The sequence below is a fragment of the Algibacillus agarilyticus genome (assembly GCF_003286125.1).
Taxonomy (GTDB): Bacteria; Pseudomonadota; Gammaproteobacteria; order Enterobacterales; family Alteromonadaceae; genus Algibacillus; species Algibacillus agarilyticus.
Window position 1 is genome coordinate 41,054 of sequence record NZ_QMED01000009.1, and the last position, 23,351, is coordinate 64,404.

The following is a 23,351-nucleotide window of genomic DNA, read 5'->3' on the forward strand; positions in this document are numbered from 1 at the left end:
AGGCATAAACCATGAATACATTAAAAGCATTAATTACAATTAATACGCTATGCATTATATTAATAGGCTGTGGTGGCGGTGGATCGGAAACGAGTTCAGAAGGAAACTCAAAAGTCAGCACAACGGTTACTAAAACAACAGTGACCCAAGCACCAATCCCCCAAGAAAACACTGAAAATGTTAATTCTGAAAAAGAAAAACTCGAAACAACTGAACTCATTGTTCAATCTAAAAATACAAGGATTGAAGACATTAATGTCGAACCAAATAATACATTAAGTGCAACTTTTGAACTCACCGTCTCGATTTCAGGTGTAAGCGACAAAGTCTACGTGTCACTGTGTGATGAATTTACAGAGCAACAGAACACGTACTCAGTCCAATACGATTCGTGTTTATTTCGCACACCCGTATCAAGCTCTAGTTATTCACGCACTCTAAAAATAGCGAATCATAATACCGACTTAGTATTAGCCGTATGGCATTATGATGGCCGGGCGCCCCAGTTTATCAGATGGATTAAATCAAACGAACTTGCCAATAACTTAAATATAGCATTATAAATGCCAAATCAATTTTACTCGGAAAACCCATCACACTAAATGGGTTTTTCCGTCAATATGCAAATCGCAATATATTGTATACCTTCAATGCAAGTTACATTAGCCTTTATCCAATCACAATTTTCAGATTTCGAGCCAAAACGCCTGCAAAACCATACTAGACTCAAGCCACTTGAGTCTAGTATGGTTAAATTTAAGATTAAATTATCAATTTCGATAAACGCTTTAAAATACCGTTTGCTACGAATCAATACTTAGACATCGCTTCCACCCTTTGGCTTAATTTTATGTTTATATCATTTCGTTAATACGGCCTTACTCTCGTTAATAAGTAATATTGAAATTATTAGCGCTGCATTTAAACGATCAATATTTGCTCAAGCATTTACCTATTAGCGTTACAACATAGTGCCACCGTACTAATCTTTAATTTAAAATATCACGCCTTAATTTACGTATAATCAATTTGCGTTTTGTTATTTGCAATTCGCTTTGCAAATAACAAAGCGCAAATTAATTACCGTTTAAAAAAAACAAAAAAAATACAACTAACATTATGATTTAAAACAATTTAACCAAACTGGCATAGTCTTCGCTACATACCTTGTGAATCTAATTATTAAGGTGAATTATTATGTGTGGGATCTATGCAGCAGTTAGCAACAAATCAATACTTAGCGAATTAATTAATGGTTTAGATAATCTTTCTTATCGTGGGTATGACTCAGCAGGCATCGCTATAATGAATGGCGAACACATTGAACGTAGACGAGCTCAAGGCAAGATAGACAAACTATCTCATTTGCTTTCAACTAATCCACTCGATGGCCAAATTGGTATTGCGCATACACGATGGGCGACTCATGGTTTACCTAACGTGCAAAATGCGCATCCACACATGACGCCAAAAGTAGCCGTGGTTCACAACGGTATTATCGAAAATTACCCCGCATTACGAACTCTTTTACAAAACGCAGGCTATCAATTTGAAAGTGAAACCGATAGCGAAACAATCCCATTGTTAATCACTTTATATTTAGATAAAGGATTAACGCCAGAGCTCGCAATGATCAAGGCTCTGCAGCAACTTGAAGGCAGTTTCGCCTTAGCGGCCATATTTAAACAGTACCCTCTTGAATTATTTGCAGCTCGCCAGGGGAGCCCGTTAATTGTTGGTCAGTCTGTTGATGGGTTTTCATTATCGTCAGATCAAAATGCTATGCCAGAGCAAACCTTAAATACGTGTAATCTTGAAGATGGTGATTTAGCTCGGATTACACAACAACAATTAACGGTAACTAATTTATCAGGCGACCAAATACAGCGCAATTTAATTGCAAGACAATCCCAAGCTAATGACACAAGCAAAAATGGTTTCGCTCATTTTATGCTTAAAGAAATACATGAGCAGCCAAGCGTATTTAAAAGTACATTTGCACATTACCTTGAACATTCAAACACACAGCAATCTCAACAATTTAAGAAAATTAACAGTTTAACTAACAAAATAAGTCGTTTAACAATTGTGGCTTGTGGTACATCTTATTATGCGGGTATGGTCGCTAAATATTGGATTGAATCGATTGCTGGCGTGCCAGTTGATTTAGATGTGGCATCTGAATATCGCTATCGTAAAGCGCCAATCCAAAGACAAGCAGCTGCACTTTTTATTTCTCAAAGTGGTGAAACCGCCGATACACTAGCCGCGTTACGTCATGCTAAAAGCCAAGGTCAAGCTTGTTTCTCTATTGTTAATGTTACTAACAGTACAATGGCGAATGAAAGTGATGTGGTATTACCTATTTTGGCAGGACGAGAAATAGGTGTCGCTTCAACCAAAGCGTTTACGGCACAACTCGCGGCATTAATTTCAGTGACCTTAGTTTTAGCCAGAGAAAACAAACTCGTCACCTCAACGCAAGAAAACGAGTTTATTAAGCATTTAAACCAAGTTGATACACTCATAAACCAGGTGCTAAGCCATCAAAAAAACATCAAAGCGATTGCGAAAACGATCAGTCTAGCCAGTAACGCTTTATATATGGGTAGAGGTTCTGCTTTTCCACTGGCATTAGAAGGCGCATTAAAACTTAAAGAAATTAGTTATATACATGCTGAAGCTTACCCTGCTGGTGAGTTAAAACATGGTCCTATTGCGTTAGTTGATGAAAGTATGCCCATTATTGTTGTGGCGCCAAATGATGAGCTTTTCAGTAAAACATTGTCAAACCTACGTGAAGTGGCTTCTCGCGGTGCGAAAATTTGCTTGTTAAGTGATGAAAATGGCATTACACAAGCAAAAGATTTCATAACGCATCACATCACCTTACCAACAGTACCTGAAGCCTTACAACCGATTATTTACAATATACCTTTGCAGTTGTTGGCCTATTACACAGCAGTTGAACGAAAAACAGATGTAGATCAACCGCGCAATTTAGCTAAATCAGTAACCGTGGAGTAATGAACAATGATGCTTTCGATTCAACAAACTAAAAAATGGCTAAAAACCAGTAATACACCTTTTGCAAAATGCATTTTGCATTTTGCAAAATCGGTTATTTTATTTGATTTTCCAGCCCCTAAAACACCGTTTAAATTAATTTATGCAAGCCATATTACGCTTAAAAATATGTTCAGTAGCGTGATACGTATTTTATATTGGACACCTTTGTTTAAAAGCCAAACGGTAAAAACAGGTAAACATTTATATCTATATGGTGGCTTACCCTATTTATCAGGCGCGATAGAACTATCGTTTGGAGACAATTGTCGTGTTTCGGGTCAAAGCACATTTAGCGGCCGTATTCATGGGTTATACCCTGCACAGCTCAACGTTGGTAACAATGTAGACATTGGTTGGATGACAACAATAGCCAGTGGTAGCAAGGTGAATATCGGTAATAACGTACGCATTGCAGGTCGCGCTTTTTTAGCGGGTTACCCCGGACACCCAATTGACCCTATCGATAGAGCAAAAGGCTTGCCGGAACTGGACGAGCAAGTGGGTGAAATAAATATTAAGGATGATGTGTGGTTAGCGACCGGTGTTTCCATTATGGCAGGAGTTACGATCGGAAGAGGCACGATCGTTGCAGCAGGAAGTGTAGTGACTCATGACCTACCGGATTTTGTTTTAGCCGGTGGCGTGCCCGCTAAAATAATCAAATCACTGCCGAATCCCGTTTAAGCACGATTTCGATTTAACCTCAAACACATAGGAGAATATCATGACTAAAAAGCATCTGATCGTATTTGGTGAAGACTGGGGTGGGTTACCAAGCAGTACACAACATTTCATAAAACATTTAGCCTCTGATCATAAAATAATCTGGGTTAACTCAATTGGCTTGCGCCAACCAAACTTCACATTATCAGATGTAAAACGGGTTGGATTAAAAATAGGCGCTCTTTTATTTAAGAATATTTTAAAAACACATACTCAATGTAACGAAACAGGCGATAAAAATCCTTTTAAAGAAAATATCACATTCATAAACCCCATCACGATACCAGCGCCTAAATCAAAATTAATGCGCTGGTTAGCCCGTGGGTTACTAAAATTGCAAATTTTACCACAAGCTAAAAAGCAAAACTTTGAACAACCTATATTATGGCTTTCATTAGCCACAGCAGTCGATATGGTCGGTCATTTAAATGAATCAAAAGTGATTTATTATTGTGGCGATGACTTCTCTTCATTAGCAGGCGTCGATCATAAGACCGTACAACAAAGAGAGATAGAGTTAACACAAAAAGCAGATTTAATTGTTACCGCTAGCCAAACTTTAAAAGAGCGATTTCCGGCACATAAAACGCATTGTATTGAGCATGGTGTCGATATTGATTTATTTTCGACACCGACTATCAAAGCCGATGATTTACCCAAAGGAAATCGTCCTATCGCGGGCTTTTATGGCAGTATAAATACTTGGTTCGATATTGATTTATTAGTTAAAACAGCTAAAGCATTACCCAATTGGGATTTTGTTATTATCGGTCAAGTTCATATCGATGTAAGACGCTTAAAATTACTTAATCATGTTACATTTTTAGGGCCAAAACCTCACTCTACGTTACCGCGTTATAGCCAACATTGGACCGTTTCAATTTTGCCATTTGTGCTAAATGAGCAAATAGATGCGTGCAACCCACTTAAAATTACCGAGTATTTAGCCGCAGGTAGCCCAGTTATTTCGACCCGCTATAAAGCGGCCGAACATTACATGGGGTTTATTCACTTAATTGATAATCACCGTGACATGATTAAAGCCTTAAATGCAATCGCACAAGAACCCGCTTTACCGCCACTAAAGCGCAGTTTGCAAGCAAGAGTCAAACAACAGTCTTGGTATGAACAATCAAACAAACTCAATTTGTTGTTGGATGCGCTATGAATAAATTAAGTTATCAATTTTATTTTTTGCTGGCGGGCGCTTGGCGTCAGCGCTACATCATTGTTTTGCCAATGCTATTGCTCCCAATAATCGGTGCGTTCATTAGCTCAACAACCGGTAAGCAGTATCAAGCGCATACCAGCATGTTGATCCAAGAAACCGCCAAGATGAACCCGTTTTTAGAAGATTTAGCCGTTTCAACCATGCTGAAAGACCGGATGGCTGCGCTGAATACCCTATTACACAGCCGTCATATTTTACAAATGGTCGCCGAAGAAAGAGGCTTATTAAATGCCGAAACGACGGATATGCAACGAGATCAAGTTGTTGCTGAATTATCAAATCGATTAACCATGGCGATGGCAGGTAAAGATTTAATAAATATCCAACTAAAAGCCAATACCCCTGTCGGTATGAAAGAAACTCTCGAATCCGTTAGTCGGCATTTTGTTGATGTTTTATTAGCGCCAGAACGTTCGTCAATTAAAGATTCATCTTTGTTTTTAGCTGAGCACCTTGATGAAAGACGCGCAGAACTAAATACATCAGAAGCGGCATTAGCAAAATTTCGGAGTGAAAATGCTTTCGCATTACCCAATATGCATGCCAGCAACGTAACGAGGTTAGCTGAATTAAAAAAAGAACTCGCCGCAAGACAAGCTGAACTCGCCGGTAAAAAAAGAACGCTAGGCTCAATTAATCAACAGCTCTCAAGTACAAATCCGGTGATTGGTAGAATCGAAGAACAAATGATTCGATTACGAGGTGAATTGGCATTATTAAACACACGTTATACCGATAAGCACAGCCAAGTCATTGCAGCTCAACGTAAATTAAGACGTTTAGAAGCCGAAAGACAAGCCATTATGCAAAGCGCAACCGACAACATTAATACCGAGCAACTATGGGATATCGCCAGTAACACGCAAACTCAACCGGATGGAAATCAGCCTTTATTAATTAGTCAGCTTGAAATATTACAAGCAACAAGCAGTCGAGTACAAAGTTTAGATGAAGAGGGTAAATGGTTAATCAGTATGATTAACGACTTAGAGCCCAAAATTGCAGCTTATGGCCAACAAGAGCATAAATTAAAAAAATTAGAACGCGACATAACCGTGAAACAAGATTTATATGACGAGTTATTAAAACGCTATGAAATGGCACAAGTAACAGGTTCGTTAAGTAAATTTGAAGAAAACAAACGCATAAAAGTCATAGACCGTCCTTTTACGCCAACAACACCGATTAATTTACCACTTATATTATTTGTAATTGGTGGTTTTTTTGGTGGTTTATTCTTGGGTTGTGGCTTAGCCATCATGTTTGAAATGGCTGATTCGACCATACGACGTAAAGACGAATTAGAAGAATTAACCACACTACCTGTGTTATCACGCTTACCCAGTTTATCTAAATATTAGGAGCTAACAATGAAAACGACATTTCAAGTTGTACAAAAATTAAGCCCAGGAGGAATTGAAACAATGGCGCTTGATTTTGCTCAGCAAGCAACCCCCACAGAACAACACTTTATTGTTAGCTTAGAAGGCACATTACCAGCGTTAATTCATCATTGGCCTAGATTAAAACAAATTCAACATAAAATTATCTGTCTTGATAAGCCAGCGGGGATCAGCTTAAAAACAATCCAGCGTTTAGTTAAATTGATAAAAAAAATGAACGTTACCTGTATTCATACTCATCATATTGGTCCTTTACTTTATGGTAGCCTTGCCGCCAAATTAGCCGGTGTGCGTTGCATAATGCACACTGAGCACGATGCGTGGCACCTCGAGAATAAAAAAAATCGTTGGCTGCAACGGTTAATTATGAATATAACCCGCCCTATCTTCATCGCTGATTCTCAACTGGTTGCCGACAATGCAGCTCGATTTTTAGGCAATTATAAAATGCATGTTATTTATAATGGGATTAACACAGAAAAATTCCAACTAGGCGATCAAAAAAAGGCTCGAACAGTAATGAAACTGCCGCTGAATGTCACATTAATTGGTAATGCAGGCCGGTTAGAAGATGTAAAAGGGCAACGTGTATTAATTGAAGCGCTGATAAATTTGCCCTCTCATATTCATTTGGCCATTGCCGGGATAGGTTCGAATGAACAAAAATTAAAAGCACTAACTAAGCAATTAAAGCTAAGCAACCGAGTCCATTTTTTAGGTTTAATTGATAATATGCCAGCTTTTTATCAAAGTTTAGATGTGTTTTGCTTACCTTCATTTAAAGAAGGTTTTCCGTTATCGGCTTTAGAAGCCCAAGCTTGCGGTATCGCTGCCGTATTAACAAACACAGGTGCAAGCACGGAAGCGTTATGTCATCAATACGGTGAAATAGTTGATACGGGTGACAATATTGGTATGGCAAATGCAATTGCTAAGGTATGTGAGCGAATTAATCCTGTTAACCCGCATAACGGTTTGCAACCTGATTCGCATAACGCAATGATTCGCAATTTTGTAAAAACATTTGCAGATAGCGAACTAATGTTAAAAGCCTACAATGAGTTAAAGAATTCAACGTAGGCACCATAAAAGGTGATCTATGACGTCTATAATTTCGCTAATCACATTAAGCATGATGATATTAATTATTTATCATCATGCTATCTACCCTGCTTTATTGAGGAGGTTAGCTCAACATAAAAAAGACAAAAGAAGCGATATCGCTACAGCGATAAAAACGGATTTTAAGCGCTGTTATGAGGTTAATTCAGACGACGAATATTTACCTGAAATAACCTTAATATTACCCGCATTCAACGAAGAAGAAACAATTGCGGCCAAGATGGCAAACTTAGCTTGCTTAGATTATCCCGCAGAAAAATTATTTATAGTTATAGGTTGTGATGGTTGTACTGATAACACATTGCCTATTTTACTGCATTGTTTAGAACAGCCTGAATTAAAACACCTTAATGTTAAAGTTAATAATTTTGAACAGAACCGAGGAAAAATAGCGGTTATTAATGAGCTTATTAATCAATCAACAAGCCCAATTGTGGGTTTAAGTGATATATCAGCTTTGTTATCAATTGATGCACTTAGCCAAGCGGCTATTCAATTTACCGACCCTACGATCGGGGTTTTGACCAGTCAATATCAATTAACACCGGGCTGTTCGACGGGTGAAAAAAGTTACTGGCAATATCAAAGTTCAATTAAATACTGTGAAGCTGCGCTTGGCGCGACAATGGGGGTACACGGTGCGTTATATTTTTTTAGACGAACACTTTTTACCCCTTTAGCTTCGGACACCATTAACGATGATTTCATGATTCCTATGCAAATAGTGCAACAAGGCTATCAAGCGGCATATAACACAGAAATTAACGCTTTAGAGCTCGAAGTAGCAGATACCTCGCTTGATCATCTGCGTAGACGCCGTATTGCAGCCGGCAATTTACAACAACTTTGGCGATTAAAAGCGATGTTAATTGATAGAAAACAGATTGCGGTCGCTTTTAATTTTCTGTCCGGCAAGGCATTGCGCTGTTTAATGCCTTTTCTCTTCATTTTAACCTTCATCGCTTCGGCTTGGTTAAGTATTAATTCACCGTTATTTATGGGCTTGTTTATTTTACAAATTATTGGCTATGTAATGTGTATTTTTAGTTGTCTTTATGCCGACAAAATACACTCAGAACTTTTTAAAACATTGGCTTATATTGCCAGTGGCTACACCGCAAACCTAATTGGTTCAGTTCGTTATCTATTAAAATTAGATAAAGGCCATTGGACAAAAAGCTAAATGACAAGAGAGGTCTTCATTATGAAATTTACGACTATAAACACAATCAGCCCCACCACTTATTGGGCTAAAAGAATTTTTGATATATGCATCGCTATTATAGGATTAATCGTTGTTTTACCTTTATTTCCGGTGATCGCCCTGCTCATTAAAATGGAATCAAGCGGCGATATATTTTTTACTCAAATGCGAATTGGCTTGGCGACCCCCGACTTTACACATATGTTTAAAATGATTAAGTTTAGAACAATGGCGCAAAACGCCGAAAAAATATCGGGTGCTGTATGGGCAGGTAAAAATGACGCAAGAATAACCCGTGTAGGCCTCTTTTTACGTAAAACAAGATTAGATGAGCTTCCTCAACTCATTAATGTGCTAAAAGGTGATATGTCGATTATTGGCCCTCGTCCTGAACGTCCTGGTTTTTATAAAAAGCTCGATCTAGCGATCCCTTATTTTGCCGAAAGAACTTATTATGTTTACCCAGGCATAACAGGGTTAGCGCAAGTTAATCAAGGCTATGATACTTGTATCGAAGATGTCCGTCGTAAAGTGGGATTTGATCACAGTTATGCTATGGCCCTAACCCATCCGTTAACGTGGTTCAAAATGGATATTTGGATTGCTATTAATACCATCAAAGTGATGGTGCTAGGCCGAGGTCAATAACTGCGAAAAGTAATGAGTTTATGCCCAAGTCACTTGGGTATAAGTATAGTCAAAGCGATCGGGTTTTAGGGGCCGATTTCTTGTTCCAGACGAAAACTAAGTACTTACATCCATGTCAGCAAAGCCGTCAAAGCTACCGCGTCCTGCTCTCGCCCCTTACCTGCATCCATGCAGGCAAGCTTCGAGACGCCATGAGCATAGGCTCTACTATGTGATTGGGGCCGCCTAAATGGATTTAGGTGTTAGAACGACGCAGGAGCCAAAGTCGAGAGTAAGCACTGACAATGAACCATAAAACCTGAGCGAAAAGACTATACCTTATTTAAGCGCCCTATTAAAAACTAAAGAAAGTCTGGGTATGACACTCCCAGCACTCCATTCGTTGACAGACTCTTTTGTAAAAACCTTTAATATATAATGACCATTTGTATTTTAAACTAATACTCCACATGACGGAGGATACTTTAGTTGATTTCCAGCCATGATCCATTTTTATTTCTGTCTTTCCTTTTTTGCTTTCAATTTGCCTTTTCATTATACCCTTACGCCATGCAATATAATGTCTGTCTGTTTTACTTGCTTTATAGCAACCGACACGCAGAGACCATTTATTAGCGCTTAAATATTCCGGTATTCATTTTAAATGCAGAATATATTCAATAAATAAACCTCGAGTACCCTTAATTGCATTATCAGTTGCATATTGCGAATCGACATTTTCATCTCGATATAAAACGTTAAAAAAACAGTTAAAAAACACACTAAACCATTGATATTAAGCAATATTTTAACTTTGGAACACTACCTGCAGTACTTTCATTAAATCAGCATAGAAATAAAGCTTTGAGGTAGAAAATGAATATTACACAGCACATAAGTCCTAATAACGAACTAATCATAAATATTGAGGGTGAGTTTGATGCTATAGGTTGCCAAGCAACTAAAGCCGTTTGGGCGAGCTTAAGTGAACAAGCGGATCACCCCCATATAATTTTAGATTTAACATTAGTCAACTTCCTTGATTCATCCGGTGTTGGCGCCATTGTGTTTCTATTTAAACGTTTAAAAGCCAATAAACTAACAATGAGCATTGTCGGGGCTAATGGCCAACCACAAGAGTTATTAGAATTACTTCGAATCAATCAAGCTATTCCCATTTCTGTTTTAGCGGATGCACATTAGGAGTTAATAATGAATAAAAAATGCCTAACCATTGTTATGTTAACCGCGTTGAGTCAAACAGCTTGCATTACGACCCTACCTGACTTTGGTCAAGGCGGACTAGCAGAAAGATCGCCTAACAACTATCGAACCGTCAATGCTAACGAACCGTTAGGTCCTGAGCACGGTTTAAGGTTTGAATTAGAACTCGTCTCACGCCATTTAGATATTTTAATACTTGAAGGTGCTGAATTGTGTTTTCCTGCGACGGTTGTCCAAGCTAAACATCGCGAAATTCGTATTACGCGTCAGCTTGATGGAAATTTAGATTATGCAGCGGCTAGTGATTTACTTATTCAACGTCAACTTTTAATGCGATTAGAACACCAACTTGACTATGTTAAACAACAAGCGGTCTGTGAAATACCATTAGCCAATACTCATAACCAGTTTGACGGTCATGGCAATCATGATGATCACCAGCGTACTGAAGACCTATTTAGTCATTTGTCAGACTTACTTAACGCCGATAACCAGTTTGCCCATGACTCCGCTGAAATAAACCCTAAATATATCGCCAGATTAGCTCAGGCAGCACAGATATTAATTAAGAATAAAGACATTACTCTTCAAGTAACAGGCTATGCAGATGACACCGGCAATAATGAATACAATCAGCGCTTGTCTAAACAACGAGCACAAAAGGTCGCTCGATATTTAAAACTATTAGGTATTAATGCTTCAAGGTTAAGCATTAATGCGGTGGGTGAAACACAAGCACCGTACGAAGGAACGGAGCCACAAGTGAGACTAGTCAATCGTACCGTTAAGATAGAACTAAGCGATTCAATCGCAACCAATGTAGCAAGCAAACCAAACGTTTTTCAACAAATAAAATAAGGCGAATAATGATGATTAAACAAAAATTAATATTTCAATTGATATTCGTTATTTTGGTTTGTTTTTATAGTAAAGCGGCTCACGCTCAAACCTACACGGTGCAAGTAGGCGATATTATAAAAATTTCATTGCCTGGTGAAGAATCGTTAGATAAAACATTTGATGTAGATCGACAGGGACGTATTTATTTACCTGAAGTGGGTGTTATCACAATTGCCAAGCTAACTGAAGATGAAATGGAAAAACGCGTTAAACGTCTGCTTAGTAATGCATTTCAAGATTTATTAAACTTGAAAGTTTATGTTTATAAACGTCAAATAATGATCAATGTATTGGGTTATGTTGAAAAACCGGGCGAAATTATTCTTTCAGCCAATGCGGGGATCCAGCATGCACTAGGCGCAGTTGAAGGTTTAAGACAAGGCGCTCAGTTAGATAAAATCCAATTGAGACGACAAATAATTGCAGATGATTTAACCGTAAAAACAGAGACTCTCGTCTTTAACTATAAACAATACTTAGATACCGGTGATGAAAGTTTATTACCCACACTTCAATCGCTTGATGTTATTTTTGTGCCAGCGTCGCCTAAAACAGGAAATGTAGAAGTTGAATTTGATCCATCAAAGGTTGCCGACTCTGGTGATGCAGCTTCAGAACGAGATGCGATAAAAGTATTTGGCGAAGTCAATAGCCCAGGTAGTTATTCATACAAAGAAAACCTTTCGTTACTCGATTTATTGATGCGTTCAGGAGGGGTTACACGCTATGCTGGTGTTGAAAAAATAAGAGTGATCAGTAATAACAATCCCGAAGTATTTGACTTAAAAGGCTACCTTGATTCTGGTGATGAATCTCTTCTCCCTATTATTGCGGCAGGCACAACCGTTTTTGTACCCAAGCAAGAAGAAGAAATTAAAACGGGAGCCAAAATGGTATACATCATGGGGGAAGTCGCCAAACCTGGTGCTTATGAAGGTAATGATACGGTTACATTTATGGATATTTTAGCGAATGCGGGTGGCCCTACACGTTTTGCTGAATCACGCCAGATAAGAGTGATTAAAACAAATGGTGAAGTGATCCCATTTGATTTAGCCGCGTTTACAGAAGGCCTACCAAATACTGTGGTCCCCCAAATAGCTGCCGGTGACGCTATTTTTGTGCCTGAAAAAACAGATATGAATGAAAAATCATGGTTAAAGGTTGCCCCCTCAAGAGCGGTCAGAGTGATTGGAGAAGTATTACGTCCAGGTAGAATTGAATGGTCAGATGAAATGTCATTATTGGATTTATTAGCCCATGTTGGGGGGCCAACAGCTAGAGCTGATACCTCAAGTATAGAAATTATGACGCCAAATGAATTAGGTGGTAATAGTGTATATCGCTTTAGTTTTGATCAATATATGAAAAATGGGATGGCCGATAGTGAATTACCACAAATTCAAGCCGGCGCCACAATTCGAGTGCATGATTTACCGCAAGATCCGAGCGACAACAAGGCGCAATGGGTGAGACAAAGCTCTGAAAAATCGATTTATATTTTAGGACAAGTTGTCGCACCGGGTCGCTACATGTTTACCGACGAGATGCATTTTTTAGATATATTGGCGGCAGCCGATGGTCCAAATAGTGATGCCGATATTCACAATATTAGGATCAGTCACCGCAATAAAAAATACGCTAAGGTCAGCAAATTAAATTTAGCTTTATATTTTGAAACAGGCGATGAGAATTTATTACCTCGCGTAACGATGGGCGATACCATATATATTCCAGAAAAAAATAGAGAGTGGTTAGATAAGAGTAAAGAATCAACCATTCGTGTTTTAGGCGCGATTAATAAACCAGGCCGATATAAATTTAACGACACCATGACATTGCTCGATCTTTTAGCAGAAGCAGGCGGAACAGCCCCTGGCGCATATTTAGAAAAAATAACCGTTGTTAACTTAACCTGTTGCGAGCAACAATCTACGACATTTGATTTAACCGAATTCAGCAAAACAGCTAATTTTAAAGCGCTGCCTGTATTACGCGCCGGTGATACTGTTTACATTCCACAAGAAAGTGAAAGCACAATGGCTAAAGCTCGTGTGATATTAAGAGATGTAGTTGAAATAGCATCAATCGCTTTGTTATTTGGAGGTTTATAATGATTAGTCCACTGCACGCTGAAGTTGATATTATTTACAACCAAATTTTTATGCAGGATATTCAATCTGTGAGTATTTGTGCGAGTAATAGCGGTGAAGGTTGCACGTTATTATCGACTTTACTCGCTCAACGCTGCTTGCTCTCTGGGCGAAAAACCTTATTGGTTGATATGAATACACATAAACCCAGTATTCATAAATTATTAACCTTAACAACGCCATCACCTTGTCATAATGAATCAATGATTAATAATCAGGACACTAACGTCAATCAATTTGTATCGTTAACGCCTGAAATCGTTGAAGTAAATGAACATGCATTAGTTGGCATAACCGCACCACAACGAAAAGATGCCATTTTAAAATTAAGATCGCCTGATGTTTTAAAAGCATATATCGAACAATGGAAATTAGAATTTGAATGTATCATTATAGATACAACCCCTATTAGCCGATTAAATGTCAATAACATACCTGCCGATTTTGTGGCACAAGCCAGTGACGCTGCTATTCTAGTGGTACAAGCGGGTGAAACAACAGCTGAAATGGTCAATGCCAGCATAGACAAACTAAAAAAAAGCCAAGTGAATATCATTGGTACGGTTATAAATGACAAACATAATCCAACTCTAAAACAAGAACTACTCAGAAAAATAAAACAATCTCGCTTTTTACCTCGGTTTATTTCGCACTTTGTTGAAAATTCAATTATGCGTAATAAGTTAATGAATTTATCAATTTAAAAAGATGCCTCTCATGATTAATGAACCCGACATCACTCACATCTTACTTGTAGATGATGAGCCCGAAGTGCTTAATGCGTTAAGACGCTTATTTAGAGGGAAAAATTACCAAGTGTATTTGGCTAATTCAGGTGCTGAGGGTATCGATGTTTTACGCGAAAATACCATCGATATTGTTATTTCAGATGTGCGCATGCCCAAAATGAGTGGCACCGATTTTTTAAAAACCGTTTTTACTGAATGGCCCGAAGTCAAACGTATTGTATTGACCGGACATGCCGATTTTAGTGAAACACTTAAATTGGTCAATGATTGCCAATTGTTTCGTTATTTTCACAAACCATGGCAAAAAGATGACTTAAAAGCTGCAGTTGATCAGGCCGCAGAGCAAAGACGCTTATACAAAGAAAATATCGCACTACAAGCTTTAACTCAAAAGCAAAATGCACAATTACAAAAACTAAATCAAATGTTGGATGAAAAAGTAAAAAAAAGCACCAGTGAATTACAGATAACAACCGAAAAGTTAAATGATGAATTGTTAATTGAAAAGCAATTACGCCAAGCAAGGATAGAAGCCGATGAAGCAAATGAAGCGAAGAGTCGGTTTTTAGCCACGATGAGTCATGAAATTCGTTCTCCTCTTAATGCCATACTGGTGATGAACAACTTATTGCTTGAATCAACATTGAATGATGAGCAAAAAGAACATGCAAAATTAGCTCATCATGCAGGGCAAATTTTATTATCCTTAATTAACGATATTCTTGATTTTAGTAAAATTGAATCAGGTGAATTAAGTTTACATAATCAATGGTTTAATTTAAAAAACCTCGCCAACACTACGCACAAGATTTTATCAAGCCAAGCCGATATTAAAGGCATTGAATTCAAATTAAACCTTGATGATAATATAAATGGGTTATTTCATGCTGATGAGATAAGACTTAAACAAATATTAATTAACATGCTAAGCAATGCAATAAAATTTACTGAATCTGGTCATGTTGCACTCAATATATATAAAGAAGCGCCTAACTCATTATTGGTTATTCAAATTGAGGATAGCGGCATTGGTATTCCGCTGAAGCAACAAAATCGTATTTTTAGTGAATTTGTTCAAGTGGAAGACGACGCCAATAGACGATTTGGTGGTACAGGCCTTGGGCTCTCTATTGTTAAGCAGCTTGTCATAAAAATGGGAGGGGCTATAAAATTAATAAGCACACCAGGTATAGGCTCTACCTTTACGGTTACCCTACCTTTACCTCATAAAATCAGTACGGAAGAACACATAAATCCAGTAAAAGAAAAAGCCAAACTTTTAGACCAATACCATAATAAATCATCTATTTTATTAGTCGAAGATAGTCCGGCAAATGTCGCTGTGATACAAGCGTTGTTAAAAAAATATAATTTGGATATTACGATCGCTAATAACGGTCGAAAAGCCATAGAAGAATGCGTTAAGAAAACATTTGATATTATATTGATGGATCTTTCTATGCCCGTCATGGATGGATTAGAAGCTACCCGTATAATCAGACATAAGGCAGGTTTAAATCAAAACACCCCTATCATTGCGATGACGGCTAATGCGTTTATTGAAGATAAAATAAAGTGCTTTGAAGTGGGTATGAATGAGTATATTAGCAAACCTATTGATACCAATGTTTTTTTCAAAAGCTTAAATACGTGGTTAAGCAACAGCAAAATAACGACGCCAAACCAGCCCAAATCAGAAAGACCATTGTCAGGTAATTCAAATACGGAAGCCTGTGCTATATCGGAGGTAAATCATGAAGATGTACTCTTAGATACCACCACAATAAATAGACTGATCCAAGACGTAACACTTGATGCGACATTAACTATATTTGATTTATATACAACCGAAACACAGAGCCGCATTGAATTAATGCAATCGCTTTTAACAGATAAAGATTGGTCAAGCATTCAAAACGAAGCACATGCACTAAAAAGTAGCTCTGGCAGTTTTGGTTTAACTAAATTGCAATCAACAGCTAAAAGCATTGAACTGGGCAACACCGAGACGAATGGTCAAAAAATAATTAACCAAGTACAAGCCCTTTCAAGTATCTATAACGACTCAATCACAGCCATAAAGACTCATTTTTTGACCTTAAAAACGGCAGGTTAATCATTATGTTTAAACATCAAGCGCTACTCAATGTAAAAAGATCAAGCGAACTCAATAATGTAGCCGCTATGAGAAAAATTTTAGCTAAAACATTATTGATGCTAAAAATTGATAATCGTTTGAAAAATAAAATGCTCTTAGCTTTCACAGAAGCCGCAAATAATGTAGTTGAGCATGGTAAACCCGCCGCAACCTATATTCAATTACAGCTATTTCGTTTACCCGAGTATTGGCAATTATCGATAAATGATGACAGTGACTTTTTTGACAATAAAAAACAGACCAAAGACATGACACACATAGAAGCGAACGCGGAAGGTGGTCGAGGTTTGGCACTTATTCAATCGCTTTGTTATGAGCAACAATATGATAAAAAACTTAATCATAACCAACTTAATTTATTTTGGTTAAAACAAAATATTTCAAAACCTTGCGTACTCATCGTTGAAGACGAGATTATTCAACGTAAATTAATTTTAGCTTTTTTAGGTGATGAATATACGATCTTAGAAGCCAACAACGGCCAAGAAGCATTAAAAATAATACAACAACAAAAAATAGATTTAGTGATTGCAGACATACAAATGCCGGTGATGAATGGCGTCTCGTTATTAGAACATTTAAATGAAGATGAAGAACAATCATTAGTCCCTTTTATTTTTTTAACCGGTTCCGAAGATCAGGATATATTGGACCGAATAAATTATTTAGGCATCGACTCTCTTTTACATAAACCGATTAGCAAACTGCAATTACAACGTTGTGTTAAACAAGTACAAGCCAGACACCAACAATTAACAATGAAATTAAATGCTCAAGTTGATAAAAACTTAGCCGCATTATTAAAACCCAATGTACCTTCAACAATAAATCAATACCAACTTGTTCATAAGCAATTTAACGCTAAAGGCGGTGGAGGTGATTTTTTACTTTGTCAGCTTTTACCTAATAACCAGGGGGCGATAATTGTGATAGGTGATTTAATGGGACATGACAGTACCTCTAAATTTTTTGCACATACTTATGTTAGTTATATTAGAGGCCTATTAATCAGTAGCCTAGAAGGATTATCAAACCATAACCAATACGATATAAGTGAGTTAATGACGCGTATAAATCGGTTTTCTATTATTGATAACCTCGCGTCTCAAACGTTAATGACTTGCCAAATCATCAAATTATCAGCCGACACCTCCGCAGATAATATAGAAATAGTCAGTGCGGGGCACCCTGCCCCTTTCATCGTAAACGCGCAGAATTCATTGGTACAAATAAACAGTCAAGGTATGGCTTTAGGCATTGTAGATGACGTGACTTATCCTAAAGAGACCATTAATTTACAGGAAGGAGAAAGGCTAATTCTATATACCGATGGATTATTTGAATCAGTCAATGATATAAAAAACATACCTACGTTGGTAACTAATGTGCAAAAAGCCATGATCAAAAGCTATAAAAAACCACTTACAACAGCAATTGATCAAATAATTCAATCATTTAGTTCAATTGCGGGCTTGCCAGTAAAGGATGACACGCTATTATTAATAATAGGTCGATAAAACCAAGCGGTGATAATTTATATTATCTAAGCTAAATCGCATTCTTAACACACCCTATTTTATCTAACGCATATAGAGCAATAAACGTAATGCAAAAAAGACCTTTTGTTCTGCTAGTTGAAGATACAACAACATTAGCAGCCATCTATAAAGAATATTTAAAAAAAGAACCCATCGAGCTTAAGCATGTAGCAACCGGTCAAGCCGCAATTGATGCGATAAAAGCGCATACGCCACAAGTCGTTTTACTCGACCTGAAGCTGCCCGATATGACCGGGCAAGCAGTACTTAATTGGATAAAAACTGAAGGTTACCCTTGTTCTGTCATTGTCATTACAGCCCATAGTACCTTAGATATTGCAATTAATGTGATGCGTGATGGGGCCATTGATTTTATAGAAAAACCATTTGATGCAAGCCGGTTAATAACAACATTACGGAATACAATAGAACGTTATAGATTAGAAAATATTGTCGAAGAATTTAAATCTAATTTTTCAAGAGATAAGTACCATGGTTTTATCGGTAGTAGCCTGCCAATGATAGCAGTTTACCGTATTATAGATGCAGCTGCGCCAAGTAAAGCATCAATATTTATCACGGGTGAAAGTGGGACAGGTAAAGAAGTTTGCGCAGAAGCCATCCATAAACAAGGTCCTCGTAAAGCCGCGGCTTTTATCCCGTTAAACTGTGCTGCGATCCCCAAAGATTTAATGGAAAGTGAAATTTTTGGTCATGTAAAAGGCGCATTTACCGGTGCAGCGGCCGAAAGAAAAGGCGCTGCCGAATTAGCCGATGGCGGCACATTATTTTTAGATGAAATAGGCGAAATGGATTTAGACTTACAATCAAAGTTATTGCGCTTTATTCAAACCGGTACATTTCAAAAGGTCGGCTCAAGCAAATTACAAAAAGTAGACGTTAGGTTTGTAAGTGCGACAAATCGCGACCCTTTAATTGAAGTCACAGAAGGTAGATTTAGAGAAGATCTTTATTATCGCTTACATGTCGTACCGATTCATTTACCACCATTACGAGAACGAGATAAAGATATTATCAAAATCGCGTCTCAATTTTTAAAGCTGTATTCAAAAGAAGAAAATAAACCGTTCAAACAGTTCTCTCCCGAGGTAGAAGTTATTTTAAATAGCTTTGATTGGCCGGGCAATATACGTCAATTACAAAATGTAATACGCAATATCGTGGTACTGCACAATGACACTAAAGTTCAAACTCAGCATTTACCGCCACCACTCGATAATAACTTAGCTAAAATTCAGGTAAAACAAAATCCACCAACACCATCAAATGAAATAGTGGCGGAGCATCTCAACCCTGTTATACCTGAAATAACATCTCAAACTGTTCAGCATGAAGGTATTAGGCCCTTAGCAATTGTCGAAAAAGAAATAATCGAAAATGCTATTGAATATTGCTCGGGTAATATACCTAAAGCAGCCGCATTGCTTGAAGTTAGCCCGTCAACGATATACAGAAAAAAACAATCTTGGGAAGATGCAGGTCTTTAATAAACCACTCTTTACAGGCCGCCTTGGAAAACCTATTGTTCAAAGGCGGCAATACACTATGCCCTTAAGATGATTGAATATAACTCAATTTTTTCAAATTATTATTCATTGGTGATAGTGTTGAAAAAATCGTAAATAGCCCTTCAAGTAGCGTAATAGAGGGTTTAAAATTTAACAGTTGTCGGCTCAAACCATTGTCTCCCACACTCAGGTATTGCGCTTTATTTTCAATATTGTGCAAATCAACCCCGTTTTTAATACTCAGTACATTAAAAATACTTTTAACTAATTGAGACGTTGTGATCGGTTGACCTGAACACAAATTAATCACGTAAGGAAAGACCCCCCTATTTTTCATCGCTGAAACAAAACCTAATACAACATCATTAATATGAACAAAATCATGAACTGAATCAGCACAACTTTTAATTAATATTTTATCATTTTCATAAATAGGTTTATTTAACTGACTCACGATTTGAGAAATCAGTGCATTTTGCATGGTTTGCTGACCATATACTTCGAATAACCTTAAACCCACAATAGACGTTTTGTGCCGTAAAGTCGCAATGCGTGCAAAATTCTCGATTGATAACATAGTCGCGCCTAACTCAGATATAGGTTGTGTTATAGATTTTTCAGTAAAAGGGTAATCAGCATTATGTCCGTAAACTTCTGATGATGATGCATAAACAACAGGAACATTTTGCTCGCTTGCTGCATTAAAAACAGTCATTGCCGCCGATAAGTTATGTAAATTAATTTGTGTTATATGATGTTTATTGTGGGTAGATAGCGGCTTTGCGGCTAAATGAAAACAGCCATCTATACCGAGCATGGCATCTGAAACTGATTTTAGTTCGGCTGCATCTGCAAGAATAAATTTACAACTCGCAGGCAGATGTTTATGTCTACCTGATGATAAGTCATCCAATACGCTCACTTCATGACCTAATATCAATAAATGTTTAACTAAATTAAGTCCGATGTACCCACACCCCCCAGTAACCAAATATTTTGCCATTTTAAAATCCTCATTTGAATATATTTTGGTTATTGCAACCCATACGCCAATAATTAAAAAAACATATAAAACAATAAGTTAAAACAAGAAAGACAATTTAAAATGCAAAAAAGGAATTATAACTATTATTTCAATCTCAAATTTGCAATTAACATTGCATTTCGCAATTACTGAAACAGATAAATAATAGTCAACAAAGAATATAAAATAAAAAACTTATAAAACAATAAGATACATTTAAATTAAATATCGGCCTTTATTTTGCAACTTAGCATTTATGATCAAATAGAGGTTTTTAACATGCATAATGATAATGAAATTTGGCAAGTCGTTGATAGTCGTAACTTTGGTGGTATAGAAAGTCATATTTTACAGTTAAGTGATGGTTTACTTAAACAAGGTTATAAAACACGCGTGGTCTTTTTAAAAGATTATGGCTCTCATCCCATTTTACCGTCGTTAGATAAATGCAATATCCCTTATTTATTTTGTCGCGATGGCCAATCAACATTAAGACAACTCGTTGCAACTCATGCCCCTGCTTTGCTGCACACTCATGGATACAAGGCTGGAATTATTAGCCGTTTGATTGGGAAGATGACAAAAACCCCAGTTGTCAGCACATATCATGCAGGTGAATCGCCTAAAGGAAAAGTGAGAATTTATGATTGGTTTGATCGATATACGGCTTTTATTGCTGACCAACGTTTAGTAGTCAGTGAGCAAATTCAACACAAACTCCCCGTTAAAAGCGAAATAGTTAAGAACTTTATTGATGTGAATGGTTTAACGCAAAGTAAGGGTAATGAAATCGCTTTTGTAGGGCGTTTAAGCCATGAAAAAGGCATTCACCATTTACTCAACTTATGTGAATGTTTACCGCATATAACGATTCATTGTTACGGCGATGGCCCTGAAATGCCTAAATTGCAGGCTGATTCACCAAGTAATCTAAAAATTCATGGACAACAAAATGATATGGCAACGGTATGGCCGAAGATAGGTTTACTGCTGATACCATCTTTATATGAAGGTATGCCAATGGTTGCACTTGAAGCAATGGGAAGAGGGATCCCCGTTGTAGCGAGTAAAGTTGGCGGTTTGCCCAGTTTAATTAATCATGGCATTAACGGTTGGTTAAAAGAGGCTGGAGATATAGAAGGCTTTGCAAATTGCATAAAAGTTTGGTTATCAATATCAGATGAAATAAAAAATGAGCTAAGTGCCGATGCTAAGGAAACAATCCATTGTCATTACTCTATTGAAGCATCCATACCACACCTTATTAATCGATATTCACAAATAGTCAAAGGAGCGTCATAAAAATTATTGATTCCCATAATCATTCGCAATTTGCTAAAAGTAGAAACACTCATAAATAAAACATTAAAAATCAACAAGATAAAGTTAGGCACACTTGTTGCTCTATTAGTAATTAATACATTTATAAAGGGTAACGAAATTATGAAACAGACAAAAAAAATTAATATTTTGTTCGTACACTACGGTGATGAGGCCATAAGAGGAAGTGAATTGTGTTTGATTAATCTGCTTTCAAAACTTGACCGAGATCGGTTTAACCCAATTGTATGGTGTAACAGCGAGGAATTAACCTCAACGATCAACTCACTTTTGATACCGGTTGTGTATTCTAGTTTTTCTATATTATTTGGTTGGAATACACCCAAACTGAATATGACTCAATTTTTTAAACAAATAAAAAAAGCGAAAGAATTGATTAACGAACATCAAATTGATGTAGTTCATTGCAATAGTGCTGCGCCAAATCAGTGGATCTCATACGCTTGTAAATCAACAAAAGTAAAAGTACTAGCACATTTACATGCCCCCTACCCTTTAAGAGACAGGTTAACACTTAGACTACATAATTTAGATAAAGTCATTTGTGTTAACACCGAGATCAAACAACAGTTACTCAATGATGGCATGTTTAACAAACACGTAGAGGTTATTCACAACGGAATTGATTTTGAGAAAATGGAACGGATTTTCCCTGTCGATACAAAAGCTCAACTCAAATTAAAACGTGACGATATTTTATTAGCGACTGTCGGCTACTTAAGTTATGAAAAAGGCATCGATAATTGCATAAAAGCAATTCGTTTTTTAGAGACAAAATATGCGCTCAACGTCCATCTAATGGTGATAGGTGACGGTAAAGAAAGATATAAATTAGAAAGATTAGCGATTGAACTCAACATTAGCAATAGAATTCATTTTGTCGGTGAAAGTGATGTCGCGCAAAGTTTGCTTGCCGATAATGTTGATCTTTATATATCAGGTTCAAGAGCCGAATCATTCGGTTTAGCGATTGCTGAAGCCGCAATCGCTAAATTACCCATTGTTGCGCCAAACGTCGGTGGGATCCCCTTAATAATAAAACATGAAAGTACCGGTCTTTTATATGAAAAAGAGAATATCGCTGATTTTACAGACTGTATTTTTAAGCTTTTATCTGCACCAGATAAAGCACAAAAACTAGCGTTAACGGCTTATACACATGTAAAAAATTCATTTCCGATAGAAAAAAATGTGTATGCTTTTGAAGCCCTTTACACCACATTATACCATTCGACTTCAACCCCCCCTGCTTTATGCCTTAAAGCTTATAAAAATTTACTCAAACGTGTAATAAACCTGTTGATCAAAAAAACACACGACAAATGGCTAAACTTTTCAATGACCAAGTGGGGTTAA

Annotated in this window: 18 protein-coding genes; 17 read left to right on the forward strand and 1 reads right to left on the reverse strand. The window is 37.2% G+C overall.

The genetic code is table 11. From position 1 onward, the window contains the following. Window positions 1-11 precede the first annotated feature (11 nt). From DPX34_RS09010 to DPX34_RS09085, 15 genes are all read left to right on the forward strand, one after another. Window positions 12-563 carry a hypothetical protein gene (locus tag DPX34_RS09010; protein WP_111978083.1) on the forward strand — a complete coding sequence of 184 codons (552 nt, stop codon included), beginning with the start codon at window positions 12-14 and terminating at the stop codon, window positions 561-563. A gap of 634 nt (window positions 564-1,197) precedes the next feature. Next, window positions 1,198-3,027: a glutamine--fructose-6-phosphate transaminase (isomerizing) gene (gene glmS, locus DPX34_RS09015; protein WP_111978084.1), complete on the forward strand. Its 1,830-nt coding sequence runs from the start codon at window positions 1,198-1,200 to the stop codon at window positions 3,025-3,027. Between the two features lie 6 nt (window positions 3,028-3,033). Then, on the forward strand, window positions 3,034-3,753 hold the full coding sequence (locus DPX34_RS09020; RefSeq protein WP_111978085.1) for an acyltransferase: 720 nt from the start codon (window positions 3,034-3,036) through the stop codon (window positions 3,751-3,753). 40 nt (window positions 3,754-3,793) lie between these two features. After that, the gene (locus DPX34_RS09025) at window positions 3,794-4,960 is read left to right on the forward strand and encodes a glycosyltransferase (protein WP_111978086.1); all 1,167 of its coding nucleotides are present in this window, start codon (window positions 3,794-3,796) and stop codon (window positions 4,958-4,960) included. Beyond that, window positions 4,957-6,384 carry a GumC family protein gene (locus DPX34_RS09030; protein ID WP_111978087.1) on the forward strand — a complete coding sequence of 476 codons (1,428 nt, stop codon included), beginning with the start codon at window positions 4,957-4,959 and terminating at the stop codon, window positions 6,382-6,384. The genes DPX34_RS09025 and DPX34_RS09030 overlap by 4 nt, the downstream gene beginning before the upstream one ends. Window positions 6,385-6,393: 9 nt before the next feature. Then, complete coding sequence (locus DPX34_RS09035) at window positions 6,394-7,506, forward strand: glycosyltransferase (RefSeq protein ID WP_111978088.1); 1,113 nt, start codon at window positions 6,394-6,396, stop codon at window positions 7,504-7,506. A gap of 19 nt (window positions 7,507-7,525) precedes the next feature. Further along, entirely contained in the window at window positions 7,526-8,731 is a 1,206-nt protein-coding gene (locus DPX34_RS09040) for a glycosyltransferase family 2 protein (protein ID WP_111978089.1), read from the forward strand. Between the two features lie 21 nt (window positions 8,732-8,752). Continuing rightward, entirely contained in the window at window positions 8,753-9,400 is a 648-nt protein-coding gene (locus DPX34_RS09045) for a sugar transferase (RefSeq protein ID WP_111978090.1), read from the forward strand. Between the two features lie 855 nt (window positions 9,401-10,255). Further along, window positions 10,256-10,582 (forward strand): STAS domain-containing protein, encoded by a 327-nt coding sequence (locus DPX34_RS09055; RefSeq protein WP_111978092.1) that lies wholly within the window; start codon window positions 10,256-10,258, stop codon window positions 10,580-10,582. Between the two features lie 9 nt (window positions 10,583-10,591). After that, window positions 10,592-11,461, forward strand: coding sequence for an OmpA family protein (locus DPX34_RS09060; RefSeq protein WP_198673663.1), 870 nt, complete (start codon window positions 10,592-10,594; stop codon window positions 11,459-11,461). Window positions 11,462-11,469: 8 nt separating this feature from the next. Then, window positions 11,470-13,617 carry an SLBB domain-containing protein gene (locus DPX34_RS09065; protein ID WP_111978093.1) on the forward strand — a complete coding sequence of 716 codons (2,148 nt, stop codon included), beginning with the start codon at window positions 11,470-11,472 and terminating at the stop codon, window positions 13,615-13,617. Next, on the forward strand, window positions 13,617-14,360 hold the full coding sequence (locus DPX34_RS09070; RefSeq protein WP_111978094.1) for a P-loop NTPase family protein: 744 nt from the start codon (window positions 13,617-13,619) through the stop codon (window positions 14,358-14,360). Before DPX34_RS09065 ends, DPX34_RS09070 begins: the two co-directional genes overlap by 1 nt. A gap of 13 nt (window positions 14,361-14,373) precedes the next feature. Further along, window positions 14,374-16,521: a response regulator gene (locus DPX34_RS09075; RefSeq protein WP_198673664.1), complete on the forward strand. Its 2,148-nt coding sequence runs from the start codon at window positions 14,374-14,376 to the stop codon at window positions 16,519-16,521. A 5-nt stretch (window positions 16,522-16,526) separates the two neighbouring features. Further along, on the forward strand, window positions 16,527-18,080 hold the full coding sequence (locus DPX34_RS09080) for a SpoIIE family protein phosphatase (protein ID WP_111978096.1): 1,554 nt from the start codon (window positions 16,527-16,529) through the stop codon (window positions 18,078-18,080). An 89-nt stretch (window positions 18,081-18,169) separates the two neighbouring features. Further along, entirely contained in the window at window positions 18,170-19,609 is a 1,440-nt protein-coding gene (locus DPX34_RS09085) for a sigma-54-dependent transcriptional regulator (RefSeq protein WP_111978097.1), read from the forward strand. A 64-nt stretch (window positions 19,610-19,673) separates the two neighbouring features. Here the strand turns inward: DPX34_RS09085 and DPX34_RS09090 are convergent, their stop codons facing one another. After that, on the reverse strand, window positions 19,674-20,633 hold the full coding sequence (locus DPX34_RS09090; protein WP_111978098.1) for an NAD-dependent epimerase/dehydratase family protein: 960 nt from the start codon (window positions 20,631-20,633) through the stop codon (window positions 19,674-19,676). A gap of 300 nt (window positions 20,634-20,933) precedes the next feature. On the opposite strand from DPX34_RS09090, the gene DPX34_RS09095 reads away from it, so the two are divergent. Both DPX34_RS09095 and DPX34_RS09100 read left to right on the forward strand, forming a co-directional pair. After that, window positions 20,934-21,956: a glycosyltransferase family 4 protein gene (locus DPX34_RS09095; protein WP_111978099.1), complete on the forward strand. Its 1,023-nt coding sequence runs from the start codon at window positions 20,934-20,936 to the stop codon at window positions 21,954-21,956. A 141-nt stretch (window positions 21,957-22,097) separates the two neighbouring features. After that, window positions 22,098-23,351 (forward strand): glycosyltransferase family 4 protein, encoded by a 1,254-nt coding sequence (locus tag DPX34_RS09100; protein WP_157964674.1) that lies wholly within the window; start codon window positions 22,098-22,100, stop codon window positions 23,349-23,351.